The 12,601-nt window shown below is 41.5% G+C and carries 10 protein-coding genes; 6 read left to right on the plus strand and 4 right to left on the minus strand.

Features of this window, described 5'->3' with window-relative positions; genetic code table 11:
* Positions 1 to 36: 36 nt before the first annotated feature.
* Both aspS and B0185_RS06205 read right to left on the minus strand, forming a co-directional pair.
* Positions 37 to 1,803: an aspartate--tRNA ligase gene (gene aspS / locus B0185_RS06200; protein ID WP_005707511.1), complete on the minus strand. Its 1,767-nt coding sequence runs from the start codon at positions 1,801 to 1,803 to the stop codon at positions 37 to 39.
* Positions 1,804 to 2,287: 484 nt separating this feature from the next.
* The gene (locus B0185_RS06205; protein ID WP_005707588.1) at positions 2,288 to 3,274 is read right to left on the minus strand and encodes an amidohydrolase family protein; all 987 of its coding nucleotides are present in this window, start codon (positions 3,272 to 3,274) and stop codon (positions 2,288 to 2,290) included.
* A 415-nt stretch (positions 3,275 to 3,689) separates the two neighbouring features.
* Between B0185_RS06205 and thiB the strand changes: the two genes are divergently transcribed.
* From thiB to prlC, 5 genes are all read left to right on the plus strand, one after another.
* The gene (thiB, locus tag B0185_RS06210) at positions 3,690 to 4,685 is read left to right on the plus strand and encodes a thiamine ABC transporter substrate binding subunit (RefSeq protein ID WP_005707505.1); all 996 of its coding nucleotides are present in this window, start codon (positions 3,690 to 3,692) and stop codon (positions 4,683 to 4,685) included.
* 217 nt (positions 4,686 to 4,902) lie between these two features.
* On the plus strand, positions 4,903 to 5,349 hold the full coding sequence (gene dksA, locus B0185_RS06215; protein WP_005707519.1) for an RNA polymerase-binding protein DksA: 447 nt from the start codon (positions 4,903 to 4,905) through the stop codon (positions 5,347 to 5,349).
* 168 nt (positions 5,350 to 5,517) lie between these two features.
* Positions 5,518 to 6,951, plus strand: a complete 1,434-nt coding sequence (gene pcnB, locus B0185_RS06220) for a polynucleotide adenylyltransferase PcnB (protein ID WP_005707587.1) — start codon at positions 5,518 to 5,520, stop codon at positions 6,949 to 6,951.
* Entirely contained in the window at positions 6,951 to 7,424 is a 474-nt protein-coding gene (folK, locus tag B0185_RS06225) for a 2-amino-4-hydroxy-6-hydroxymethyldihydropteridine diphosphokinase (RefSeq protein WP_005707498.1), read from the plus strand. Before pcnB ends, folK begins: the two co-directional genes overlap by 1 nt.
* Before the next feature lie 59 nt (positions 7,425 to 7,483).
* Positions 7,484 to 9,514 carry an oligopeptidase A gene (gene prlC, locus B0185_RS06230; protein ID WP_005707589.1) on the plus strand — a complete coding sequence of 677 codons (2,031 nt, stop codon included), beginning with the start codon at positions 7,484 to 7,486 and terminating at the stop codon, positions 9,512 to 9,514.
* Positions 9,515 to 9,561: 47 nt separating this feature from the next.
* Here the strand turns inward: prlC and thiQ are convergent, their stop codons facing one another.
* Positions 9,562 to 10,194 (minus strand): thiamine ABC transporter ATP-binding protein, encoded by a 633-nt coding sequence (thiQ, locus tag B0185_RS06235; protein ID WP_039863429.1) that lies wholly within the window; start codon positions 10,192 to 10,194, stop codon positions 9,562 to 9,564.
* A 90-nt stretch (positions 10,195 to 10,284) separates the two neighbouring features.
* Positions 10,285 to 11,745, minus strand: a complete 1,461-nt coding sequence (mqo, locus tag B0185_RS06240; protein ID WP_005707544.1) for a malate dehydrogenase (quinone) — start codon at positions 11,743 to 11,745, stop codon at positions 10,285 to 10,287.
* 187 nt (positions 11,746 to 11,932) lie between these two features.
* Here mqo and B0185_RS06245 point away from each other — a divergent pair, with 187 nt between their 5' ends.
* Entirely contained in the window at positions 11,933 to 12,580 is a 648-nt protein-coding gene (locus tag B0185_RS06245) for a bifunctional 4-hydroxy-2-oxoglutarate aldolase/2-dehydro-3-deoxy-phosphogluconate aldolase (RefSeq protein WP_005707513.1), read from the plus strand.
* The last annotated feature ends 21 nt before the right edge of the window (positions 12,581 to 12,601 follow it).

A 12,601-nucleotide genomic window follows, 5' to 3' on the forward strand; every position in this document is an offset into this window, starting at 1 on the left:
TATAGATAAAACAAAGGGGGAATAATCCCCCTTACATTATTCAGACTTAGTAACTTGAATCGCTAACTCTTCCAACGCTTGCGGATTCGCATAGCTTGGGGCTTCTGTCATTAAACACGCTGCTGCGGTGGTTTTCGGGAATGCGATCACATCACGGATGTTTTCTGTACCAGTGATAAGCATCGTCAAGCGGTCTAAACCGAATGCCAAGCCTGCGTGTGGTGGTGTACCAAATTTTAATGCATCGAGCAAGAAACCAAATTTTTCTTGTTGTTCTTGTTCGTTAATGCCTAAAATATTGAACACGGTTTGTTGCATTTTCGGATCGAAAATTCGCACAGAACCACCGCCCACTTCGTAGCCGTTGATCACCATATCGTAAGCGTTCGCTACCGCATTCACAGGGTTTATTGCTAATTCTTCAGGGGTTAAGCCTTTTGGTGAAGTGAATGGGTGGTGCATCGCTGAAAGATTACCCTCTTCATCACGTTCAAACATTGGGAAGTCGATAACCCATAATGGTTTCCACGCACTTAAATCAGTTAAGTTTAAGTCACGACCCACTTTTAAGCGTAATGCACCCATTGAGTCGGTTACCACTTGCCATTTATCTGCACCGAAGAATAAAATATCGCCCGTTTGAGCGTTGGTGCGGGCAATTAATGCTTTGATTACCTCTTCATTTAAGAATTTCGCCACGGGGCTTTGTACACCTTCTAAGCCTGCGTTCACATCGTTAATTTTCGCCCACGCTAAGCCTTTCGCACCATAAATGCCGACAAATTGAGTGTATTCATCAATTTGTTTACGGGTTAAAGTTGTACCGTTTGGCACGCGTAATACTGTGACACGTCCATCTGGTGAGTTCGCTGGCTCGTGGAATACTTTGAATTCCACGTCTTTTAAAATATCTGCAACATCAACTAATTCTAACGGGTTACGTAAATCTGGCTTGTCTGAACCAAAGCGATTCATTGCTTCATGCCACGTCATCATTGGGAATTTGCCTAAATCCACATTTAAGCGATCTAACCATAAACCGTGGATCATCTCTTCCATAATGGCACGCACTTCTTCTGCAGTTAAGAATGAGGTTTCCACATCAATTTGGGTAAATTCAGGTTGGCGATCAGCTCGCAAATCTTCATCGCGGAAACATTTCACGATTTGATAGTAACGGTCAAAGCCCGACATCATGAGTAGCTGTTTAAAAAGTTGTGGAGATTGTGGCAACGCATAGAATTTGCCTTTATGCACACGGCTTGGCACTAAATAGTCACGAGCTCCTTCTGGCGTCGCTTTGGTGAGCATTGGCGTTTCGATGTCTAAGAAACCGTGTTCATCCATAAAGCGACGTACAAAGCTGGTAATTTTCGCACGGGTTTTAAGTTTTTCCGCCATTTCAGGACGGCGTAAATCTAAGTAGCGATATTTTAAGCGTTGCTCTTCGGTGTTGTTTTGGTTGAAGTCAAGTGGCAGCACATCAGCATTGTTATAAACTAACACATTTTTCACTAACACTTCGATTTCGCCCGTTGCCATATCCTTATTGATTTGCGACTCATCACGAGCAATCACTTCACCTTGAATTTGCACGCAGGCTTCTGCACGCAAGCTGGATGCTATTTTAAATAACGCTTCATCTCTCTCATCGAAGAATACTTGCACCACGCCTTCACGGTCGCGGATTTGCATAAAGATAAAACGACCAAGGTTACGCACACGGTGTACCCATCCACTTAAAGTTACATTTTGTCCAACGTGGCTACGGTTTAATTCGCCACAATAGTTTGTACGCATCATAATTATGTCCTTTTGAAAATTATCTCCCGATAAAGGGAATATAGCGGGAAAATTGTGGGAATTATAGCGGAATAGGCGAAAGATGGGTAGATAAAGGCAGGCAAGCGGTGAAATTTCTTTAAGATTTTGCAACAACAAAAAAGAAAACCTCCGAATGGAGGCTTAGATTAATTATCCCTTTGGAACAGGGCAGTGTCTTTCGACAAATCATTCACGCTAAACGAAAAAGCAATTAGTGTCTCAATCCCTTTGAAACAGGGCAGTGTCTTTCGACTGCAGTGGTATTTTGAAGCCTTGTGGCACAAGGCTTACGAGAGCCACTTCCCAACTTTTTCTGAGACTTAGAGAGTTGGGTCTTGATTTGATTAAATGTTGTACAATTTTTAACATTCTATTCACTTATCAAGCGGTCGAAAACGGAAGGGATTTTACCAGAGTTTTTAGATTTTACTAGTCTTAATTCCTTAAAAATCCCCAATAAATCTTAAAGTAAGCCCAACACCTTACGTCCGTTAATTGAGGCGATGTTCGACATCTCTTCAAGATTAGTAAAGCGGCAGCCTGCAGAAAGGAGACTGAGTTCTTGCCACATATCGCCCTCGCAGAGCGGTACCATGTAGTCACAAATGTTATCTGTACCAATTGCAACGGTAATGCCTTCAGGGATTAGCTCGTCGGCTGGGGTTAAAGCGTTGTGGAACGGTTGTAAGTCTTCTTTACGACCGCTATCAATCCACGCCATTGGGCAAGCAATGACCATCATTTGACTATCACGCATTTTTTGATAGAGCATTTTGCGGTATTCTTTAGGATGTGCACCGATAGAAATCCCGTGAATCGCTACTACACGACCCTGCATACTGTGTTCAATCGCTTTATCGCAAAGTTGTTCGGTCTCTTTCTCTTTTGGCGTGTTGAATTGATCCACGTGTACGTGTAGCATTTTGCCGAGTGATTTGGCTTTATCCATCAAAATATCCATCGCTTCTAAACCTTTGCCATAATCCAACTCATCACGATAAGGTAAACCACCAATTATATCCACCATTTCTGAGCCAATATCAAACCATTTTTTTGCGGTTGGCTCAATGACACCTTTTAACGTTTGGTTGGCGAATTTTAAAATAATATCACTTTTGTACACTTCGCGTGCTTTGTGAGCGGCACTAATGGCACGATCTTCACATACGCCATCAATATCTACGAAAGTACCGAATGCGGTTACCCCTTGAGAAATCATCAGCTCAATGGCTTGCGAGAAACGGCGGTAATAGTCGTCTACGCTGGATTGGCGTTTTATTTCATCCACTAAGTCCCATTTTTGCTGTAGATTAGCATTTTGGTAGATGGTAATTTTTTCTGGGGTCATAGTGAATGCACGGTCAGCGTGAGCGTGTGCATTTACCCAGCCGCCTTTTTTAATGATTTCATCACGAATATGACCTTTCAGTGTACGAATTAATTGGCTCATGTTTGCTATCCTTTATGTAAATTTCGGGCGAAAAAAAATCGCTTATGAAAAAGCGATTTGATCAAATTAGGAAAAATGAATAAAAAAACAGCTACGCCTCGAAGAACGATGCGTAGCTGAAAAAATAATGTATAAGGAGTTAATATATGAAGATTCATTTCTAGTTTCTACGTTTAAAACTAGGAGTGTAGTATAGCGATGTTGTTAGTAAAAAGCAAACGGTTGTAAGCGGTTGAATTTCTCTTTTTTTTTGCATAGAATTCGTTCTGTTCTCATCGGAGTGCAAGGATTAACAATCTATGCTGAGAGGTGTAAGCCAATCCGTAGAACCTGAACTGAATAATTTCAGCGTAGGGATTTGAGACGAGTGATCGACTTAAATCCTTTGATTTAAAATTTAAACAAAGGAAACATTATGAAAACTGTATCTTTTACTTTATCTGTCATTGGCTTAGCCGTTGCTACTTCTGCTTTTGCTACTGAAAAACCTGTACTCAATGTTTACACTTATGATTCGTTCGCTTCAAAATATGGCCCTGCTTCGCAATTAGAAGCTAATTTTGAAAAAGTGTGTCACTGCGATCTGCGTTTTTTACCATTTGATAATGGTGTAACAATGTTGAATCGTGTTCGTTTAGAAGGTAAAAAAACCAAAGCTGATGTTGTGGTTGGTATCGACAATTTTACTCAAGCTGAAGCAGAAAAAAGCGGGTTGTTTGCTGCAAATGAATTAACCCTACAAGATACTGCATTACCGATCACTTGGCAAAGCCACACTTTTTACCCATACGATTATAGCGAATATGCATTCATTTATAATAAAGAGAAATTAGCAAATCCGCCGAAATCGTTAAAAGAGCTTTTTGAGCGTCAAGATTTACGCATTATTTATCAAGACCCGCGCACTAGCACGGTAGGGCGTGGATTACTTGTGTGGGCAAATCAAGTGCTTGCTTCAGAAGGTGAGATGAGCAAATGGTGGGAAAGCTTAGCAAAACACACGGTAACTGTTGGTAAAGGCTGGTCTGAAACTTATGGTGCCTATTTAAAAGGCGAAGCGGATATGGTATTGAGTTACACTACTTCACCGCTTTATCATCAATGGTATGAAAATGATAATAAAAATGTAGCGGCGATTTTTGAAGAAGGGCATTTGATGCAAGTCGAGCTTGCTGCCATTTTAAAAAGTAGTCAACAAAAACAGCTTGCTCAGCAATTCTTACGTTTCTTACACGAGCCTGAATCACAAAAAATTATTGCGAAATCGAATATCATGAAGCCTGTTGTGGCGGGTGAGATTGATCCGCTTTTAACATCTTTGCCAAAAATTAAAGTATTGGAAACGCTACAGCCTAATGCGGATTTAGTTCGTCAGTGGTTGGCGAATTGGCAAAAAGCGGTAAGTAAGTAATATACATTCCTCTCTCCCCTTGTGGGAGAGGGCAATTTTACCTTAAGTAGAGAGAACTAATAAAAACAGAAAGGATGCTGTTTTTTTGCAAAAAGATTTGCCAAACGTATTAACTTCTGTTATCTATAGCGTCCTTAAAAATCCCTATACTTTTTCTACCCCTTTTTTGCTCCTTTTAAGGTAGGAGTAGGGGTAACTTAACTAACAGGAGTGTAATATGGCTGTGGGCAATACCACGTCTTTAGGTTTATTATCTCTCGCAGGGGTAAAACCTTACGAACTGAAAAAGAATGAAGAATATATGAATGATGCTCAAAAAGAGCACTTCACTAAAATTCTGAAAGCGTGGCATTCTCAAATCATGGATGAAGCCGCTCGCACGAAAAACCAAATGCAGGAAGATGTGACTAACTTCGCAGACCCTGCAGACCGTGCAACTCAGGAAGAAGAGTTCAGTTTAGAATTACGCAATCGTGATCGTGAGCGTAAATTATTGAAAAAAATTGAACAAACTTTACATAAAATTTCTGATGATGATTACGGTTATTGTGAAACCTGTGGCGTAGAAATCGGCTTAAAACGCCTTGAAGCACGCCCAACTGCGGATTTGTGTATTGACTGTAAAACCCTTGCTGAAATCCGTGAAAAACAACTTGGTTTATAAGATAAACAACGGAGAATGGTCGCATTCTCCGTTATTACTTTTAGCCTAATTTAAATGAGGTGAATTATTTTTAATTACATTAAATCATTTTTTTCTCGTCCTAAAAAAGCAAAAAAATCGGCAGAAGAGACCGCTATTTATGCAGAGAAAAAAATTGATAATCGCCCAATGCGTCCTGCCGTTGAGCTAAAACGAACAGAACGAGCGACATCCAAAGGTAAAAAAGCCCAAGATGGCGTACCCTCCCATATTTTGCATAAAAAACATACCATTCACGCAGGGCAATATTGCATTAGCCCGAAAGATTTCCCGAAAAATGCATTAGCCATTGTTGAAAAATTACATCGTGCAGGCTATGAAGCCTACATCGTAGGCGGTTGCGTTCGCGATTTATTGCTTGGTAAAAAACCAAAAGATTTCGATATTTCAACCAATGCTCGCCCTGAAGAGGTACAGAAAATTTTTGGGCGTCAATGTCGCTTAGTGGGACGCCGTTTCCGCTTAGCACATATTATGTATGGTCGCGAAATTTTTGAAGTTGCCACTTTCCGTGCGGGGCACGAAAATCACACTAACGATAAAATCTCTAAAGTCAGTGATGAAGGAATGCTGTTGCGAGATAATGTTTACGGCACGTTATTTGAAGATGCAGGGCGTCGAGATTTCTCCGTCAATGCGTTTTACTACGATCCTCGCCACAATTTAATTTACGATTTCTTCAACGGGATTGAAGAGCTGCGTGCGGGCAAATTGCGTTTACTGGGCGAGCCAACTCAACGCTACCAAGAAGATCCTGTGCGAATGTTGCGTGCAATTCGCTTTATGGCGAAATTGGATATGTTTTTGGACAAAGAAACCGAAGCACCAATCAAAACCCTTGCACCGTTGTTAAGCAAAATTCCTGCCGCACGTCTCTTTGATGAGTCGTTAAAACTCTTGCAATCGGGCACGGGCTTCAAAACCTATGAATTGTTGCGTGAATATCACCTGTTTGAGCAGCTGTTCCCTGTACTCACACCGTTTTTCACTGAGCATCAAGACTCAAATGCGGAGCGAATGATCAAGCGAGCCTTGATGTCTACCGATGATCGTATTCGCGATAAATTACCAGTGAACCCTGCGTTTTTATTTGCAGCCTTATTCTGGTATCCGCTACGTGAAAAAATTGATGAGTTGAAGAACGAAGGCGGTTTGAATACGCACGATTCAATGATGCTTGCGGCAAATGAAATTTTAGACGAAAGCTGCAAAGCCGTGGCATTGCATCGCCGTCATACGGGCATTATCCGCGAGATTTGGGCGTTACAATTCCAAATGACTAAACGCACAGCCAAGCGTGCCCTACAAACCTTGGAAGTACAAAAATTCCGTGCGGGTTTTGATTTACTCGTGATGCGTGCCGAAACCGAAGGTGGCGATCTAGTTGAGCTTTCTGCTTGGTGGCACGAGTTCCAATTCAGTAACGATAAACAACGTGATGAAATGTTGCAAGCAGTGAAAAAACTACCGAATTTTGCGAACGAAGAGGCTAAGAAAAAACGTCGTCGCAAAACATTTCGTCGTAAAAAACCTGCGAATAAAAAAGCGGAGGTAAATGCTTAATGAAAACCGTTTATGTTGCTTTAGGTTCAAACCTCAATGATCCGCTTAATCAACTTAAGCAAGCGGTGCAATCGTTGCAAGCATTTGCAAATAACTTTGAAGTCAGCCCATTTTACGGCTCAAAACCTGTTGGCCCGCAAGATCAGCCAGATTATGTAAATGCGGTCGCAAAATTTGAGACTAATTTGCCTGCACTTGAATTATTGGACAAGCTACAACATATAGAAAACTCGCAAGGGCGTGTCCGACTTCGCCGTTGGGGCGAACGCACGCTAGATTTAGATCTCATTTTATATAGTGATGAGCAGATCCAAAATGAGCGTTTAACCGTGCCACATATTGAAATGCAAAACCGCGAATTTGTGATCGTGCCGATGTATGATCTTTCGCCAGATTTGGTGCTCCCAAGCGGTCAAAAATTGGCAGAAATTTACCAACGGTTTAAAGATCATCAGATGATAGTTTTTGAATAATAAAAAATGTTTGCTCCCTCCGTTCGCGGAGGGAGGGAAGTTAAATATAAGGAATAACCATGTCAAATCCATTACTCAACTACACAGGCTTGCCGCCATTCTCGCAAATTAAACCTGAACATATCCAACCTGCGGTAGAAGCTGTGATTAAAGAATGCCGTGAAACTATTGAACGCGTTTCACAAATTGACAATCCAACCTGGGAAAATTTCTATCTGCCACAAGTGATGGCGGGCGATAAATTTAACCGTGTGTGGTCACCCATCGGGCATTTAAATGGCGTGAAGAACTCGCCTGAATTGCGTGAAGCCTATCAAGCCTGCTTGCCGTTATTATCCGATTACAGCACTTGGGCAGGGCAACACCAAGGTTTGTATGAAAGTTATGTGAAGCTCAAAAAGTCTCCAGAATTTGCGACCTATTCTGTAGCACAGAAAAAAGCAGTCGAAAATAGCCTACGTGATTTTGAGCTTTCTGGCATTTCATTACCCGCAGACAAACAAAAACGCTACGGCGAAGTTTCAGCACGCTTATCAGAACTCGGCTCACAATTTAGTAATAATGTGTTAGATGCAACAATGGGTTGGGATATCGTTGTGACAGACGAGGCACAGCTTAAAGGTTTGCCAGAATCAGCATTAGAAGCGGCAAAATTATCTGCCCAAAGCAAAGGCAAAGAGGGCTATCGTTTCACCCTTGAATTCCCAAGCTATTACCCTGTGTTAGTCTATTGTGAAAACCGCGAATTGCGTGAAATGCTCTACAAAGAGTACGCCACCCGTGCTTCCGATCAAGGTTCAAATGCAGGCAAATGGGACAACTCAGCAAACATTGAGGAGAAATTAAAACTTCGTCTTGAAATGGCTCAATTGCTTGGTTTTGAAACCTATGCTCATCTTTCATTAGCGACCAAAATGGCGGAAAACCCGCAACAAGTGGTCGATTTCTTGGAAGATCTTGCAAAACGTTCAAAAGAGCAAGGTAAAAACGAAATTTGCGAATTGAAAAAATTTGTTAGAGAAAACTACGGTGTGGAAACCCTAGAACCTTGGGATATTGCTTTCTACAGTGAGAAACAGAAACAAGCGTTGTATGCTATCAACGATGAAGAACTTCGTCCGTATTTCCCAGAAGATCGCGTACTTTCAGGCTTATTTGAGCTTATGAAACGCATTTTTGGCTTACGTATTGAAGAGAAATTTGGCATCGATACTTGGCACGAAGATGTGCGTTTCTTCCAAATTTATGACGAAAAAGGCGAAGAGCGCGGCTCGTTCTACTTAGACTTATACGCTCGTGAAAATAAACGTGGTGGGGCGTGGATGGATGATTGCATCAACCAAAAACGCTTAGCAGATGGTTCATTACAAAAGCCCGTGGCGTATTTAACCTGTAACTTCAACAAGCCTATCGGAGACAAACCTGCATTGTTCACCCACGATGAAGTGACTACGCTTTTCCACGAATTCGGACACGGTATTCACCATATGCTGACCCAAATTGATGTAGGCGACGTGGCGGGCATCAACGGTGTGCCGTGGGATGCGGTGGAATTGCCAAGCCAATTCTTAGAAAATTGGTGCTGGGAAGAAGAAGCCTTACAGTTTATTTCAGGGCATTATGAAACGGGCGAACCGTTGCCGAAAGAGAAACTCACGCAGTTACTGAAAGCGAAAAATTTCCAAGCAGCAATGTTTGTGCTTCGTCAGTTAGAATTCGGTTTATTCGACTTCCGCTTACACTTAGCTCAGCCGCGTGAAGGCTTGGTGTTAGAGACCTTACAAGCGGTCAAAAAAGATGTCGCTGTTGTAAAAACGCCTGAATGGGTGCGCACCCCGCACAGTTTTAGCCATATTTTCGCAGGCGGTTATGCAGCAGGTTATTACAGCTACTTATGGGCAGAAGTGTTGTCGGCAGATGCATTCTCAAAATTTGAAGAAGAAGGCATTTTCAATCGCCAAACAGGGCAACAATTCTTAGATTGCATCTTAACCCGTGGCGGCTCCGAAGAACCGATGGTGTTATTTGAACGCTTCCGCGGTCGCAAACCAACCCTTGATGCACTGTTAAGACACAAAGGGATTGCGTAATTTCAAGCGGTTAGATTCGATTGGACATTTACAAAACCGAATGGAATCTAACCGCTTATTATTTTTCCATTTTCAATACAAATAATGCGATCGAATAAGGCTCTGCTTTCTTCAATCTGATGGGTTACCATTAACAAGGTGAGTTTACGTTCTTGGCAGAGTTGTGCTACAAGTTGTTGGAGCTCTTCTCTGCGTTTAGGATCAAGGGCTGAAAAAGGTTCATCTAACAATAAAATCGGCTTATCGCGTAACAATGTACGAGCCAGTGCGACGCGTTGTTTCTGTCCACCAGAAAGCTGATCGGCTCGACGATCTAATAATTCAGTGATGCCCATTTTTTCTGAGATATTAATGATTTGCGATTTTTGTTGAGTAGTTAATGACAAACGAGGTACTAACGCCAAGCCAATATTTTGAGAGACAGTGAGGTGTGGGAAGAGATTGTTATCTTGAAATAGCATAGAAACAGGACGATGGGAAACTTCTGTGTGTGTATGATTACAATTATCCAACCAAATTTCACCGCTTGTGGGCAATTCAAAGCCTGCAATCAAGTTGAGTAGCGTACTTTTCCCTGCTCCACTTTCACCAATAATGGCAATTTTCTCCCCCTTTTTCACGGAGAGGGTAAAATGCATTGGCATTTGCTCATAATCGAACTTAATATTTAGTGCTATCATTATCATATTTATTAAATGTTATAAAGTCGTTATTATGGCACAAAAAACCGCTATTCGGCTTAATTAAAATAACGGTTTATATTTATTGCATTATACTCCTAGCCACTTCTCTGCTTTGGAGCGAATTTGGTGGATCAGCTCTGGTTTATCCCTAAGTTTTTCGCCATAAGAAGGTACAATCTGTTTCAACTTCACTTGTAATTCGGAATGTTTTTCCACAAAACATTTTGAGAATACGCTCAGCATGGCATCAACTGAAGTAGAAGCACCAGGAGATGCACCAAGTAATGCTGCTACGCTTTTATCTTCGGAGGTAATCACTTCTGTCCCAAAGCAGAGAGACCCCCGCTCATTGGCTAAATCTTTGATAATCTGCACGCGTTGCCCGGCGATAATTACATCCCAATCTTCACTTTTTGCTTCTGGATAAAATTCTCGTAAGTCTGCCATTCGTTGTTCTTTGTTGAGCAAAGCTTGCTTGATCAGATAATTTGTAAGCGGAATATTTTTTATTCCTGCAATCACCATGGTTGCAAAATTATCAGGCTTGAATGAAAGCGGGAAATCAAGCTGTGAACCGTGTTTAAGATACTTCATTGTAAAACCAGCAAATGGTCCGAATAAAAGCGATTTTTTTCCTTCGATAAAGCGAGTATCTAAATGCGGCACAGACATTGGAGGAGCCCCAATTTTCGCTTTGCCATAAACTTTAGCGTGATGTTTTTCCACTATCTCAGGATTACGGCAGACCATAAAAATACCGCTTACAGGGAAGCCACCAATATGTTTTCCCTCTTTAATGCCTGTTTTTTGTAGTAATGGCAATGTGCCACCGCCACAGCCGATAAAGAGGAATTTGCAAGAATGTTGCAAAATTTGATCGCTTGAATCTTTCACGGTTAGTGTCCAACCTTCAGTAGTTTTCTGAATATTTTGCACTCGATGATCCAGTTTTAATTCGCAGCCCTGCTTTTGCAGATTTTTAAACAGTTTTCGTGTTAATTCGCCGAAGTTCACGTCTGTTCCGCGCTCAATCAATGTGGCTGCAAGGGGGGCATTTCCTTGACGATTTTGCATCATCAAGGGAATCCATTTCGCTAATGTTTCACGATCATCGGAAAATTGCATCCCTTCAAACAACGGATGCTGAGCAAGTGCTTCAAAACGTTTGCGTAAGAACTTCACATCTTTTTCGCCTTGCACAAAGCTCATATGTGGCAGCTTACGAATAAATTGGGCAGGATTTTCAATATCACCTTTTGCAACTAAATAAGACCACATCTCAAGCGAAAGTTGATATTTCTCGTTGATACTCAAGGCTTTTGTGATATCAATCGATCCGTCGGCTTTTCCTGCAGTGTAATTCAACTCACATAAGGCTGAATGCCCTGTACCCGCATTGTGCCATTCATTTGAACTTTCTGTTGCCACAGCATTTTGGGCTTCAAAAATGGTGATACTCTGTTCTGGTAGAATCTCTTTAATCAGCGTGCCAAGCGTGCCGCTCATAATACCTGCACCGATTAAAACAACATCAGATTGGTTTGCCATAATATCCTTCTTATTTACTCTTTTTTAGGTAGCTTTATTATTCAATAATAATCGGGAAAAACCAGCTTTGCAAACGGTTGCGAAAAGATATTTTGCTGAATCGTTTTAGCTAAAAAATAAGCAGAATCAATTGGTTAATTTATGGCAAAATAGCAATAACTATTGGTAATGTAGCTAGGAGGAAAATATGAAATGGAAATTATCTGTAAAAGATATTTTTAATGCCTCACCTGTTGTGCCTGTGATGGTTATTAAGCAGATTGAAGATGCAGAGCCAATGACTCAAGCCTTGCTGGAAGGGGGGATTCGCGTATTTGAGATTACGCTTCGCACTGATGTGGCATTAGAAGCAATTAAGCGAATTAGCAAGGCTTTTCCCGAAGCTATCGTTGGGGCGGGAACAGTTATTAATATTGAACAGTATGATGCGATAGTCGAAGCGGGAGCTAAATTTGCTATCTCACCTGGGGCTACAGAAGAATTGTTGATGCATGCGGCAAAAGGTAAAATAGCCCTCGTTCCTGGCACGGCAACACCATCGGACATGATGAAAGCACTAGAGTTAGGTTACGATCATCTGAAATTCTTTCCAGCTGAAGTCAATGGTGGAGCAGCTGCACTGAAAGCGATTTCGGCAGCATTGCCACAATTGAGATTTTGTCCAACAGGAGGAATTTCTGAGAAGAATCTTGCTCATTATTTAGTATTAGATTGCGTGGCTACCGTTGGCGGATCTTGGATGCTACCGAATGATGCGATTGCGGCAAAAGATTGGGCAAAAGTCACTGCTTTAACAAAACAAGCGGTGGATTTGGTAGCAATAAAAGCAAAATAATTGGTATATAGGAAAAAAATC

Origin of the sequence: Haemophilus parahaemolyticus, assembly GCF_002015035.1 — a bacterium.
In the GTDB taxonomy this organism is placed as follows: domain Bacteria; phylum Pseudomonadota; class Gammaproteobacteria; order Enterobacterales; family Pasteurellaceae; genus Haemophilus_A; species Haemophilus_A parahaemolyticus.

Bases quoted from the DNA above. Each gene is read 5' to 3' on its own strand.
- aspS (WP_005707511.1), bottom strand. From the start codon at position 1,803: ATGATGCGTACAAACTATTGTGGCGAATTAAACCGTAGCCACGTTGGA.
- B0185_RS06205 (WP_005707588.1), bottom strand. From the start codon at position 3,274: ATGAGCCAATTAATTCGTACACTGAAAGGTCATATTCGTGATGAAATC.
- thiB (WP_005707505.1), top strand. From the start codon at position 3,690: ATGAAAACTGTATCTTTTACTTTATCTGTCATTGGCTTAGCCGTTGCT.
- dksA (WP_005707519.1), top strand. From the start codon at position 4,903: ATGGCTGTGGGCAATACCACGTCTTTAGGTTTATTATCTCTCGCAGGG.
- pcnB (WP_005707587.1), top strand. From the start codon at position 5,518: ATGCGTCCTGCCGTTGAGCTAAAACGAACAGAACGAGCGACATCCAAA.
- folK (WP_005707498.1), top strand. From the start codon at position 6,951: ATGAAAACCGTTTATGTTGCTTTAGGTTCAAACCTCAATGATCCGCTT.
- prlC (WP_005707589.1), top strand. From the start codon at position 7,484: ATGTCAAATCCATTACTCAACTACACAGGCTTGCCGCCATTCTCGCAA.
- thiQ (WP_039863429.1), bottom strand. From the start codon at position 10,194: ATGATAGCACTAAATATTAAGTTCGATTATGAGCAAATGCCAATGCAT.
- mqo (WP_005707544.1), bottom strand. From the start codon at position 11,745: ATGGCAAACCAATCTGATGTTGTTTTAATCGGTGCAGGTATTATGAGC.
- B0185_RS06245 (WP_005707513.1), top strand. From the start codon at position 11,933: ATGAAATGGAAATTATCTGTAAAAGATATTTTTAATGCCTCACCTGTT.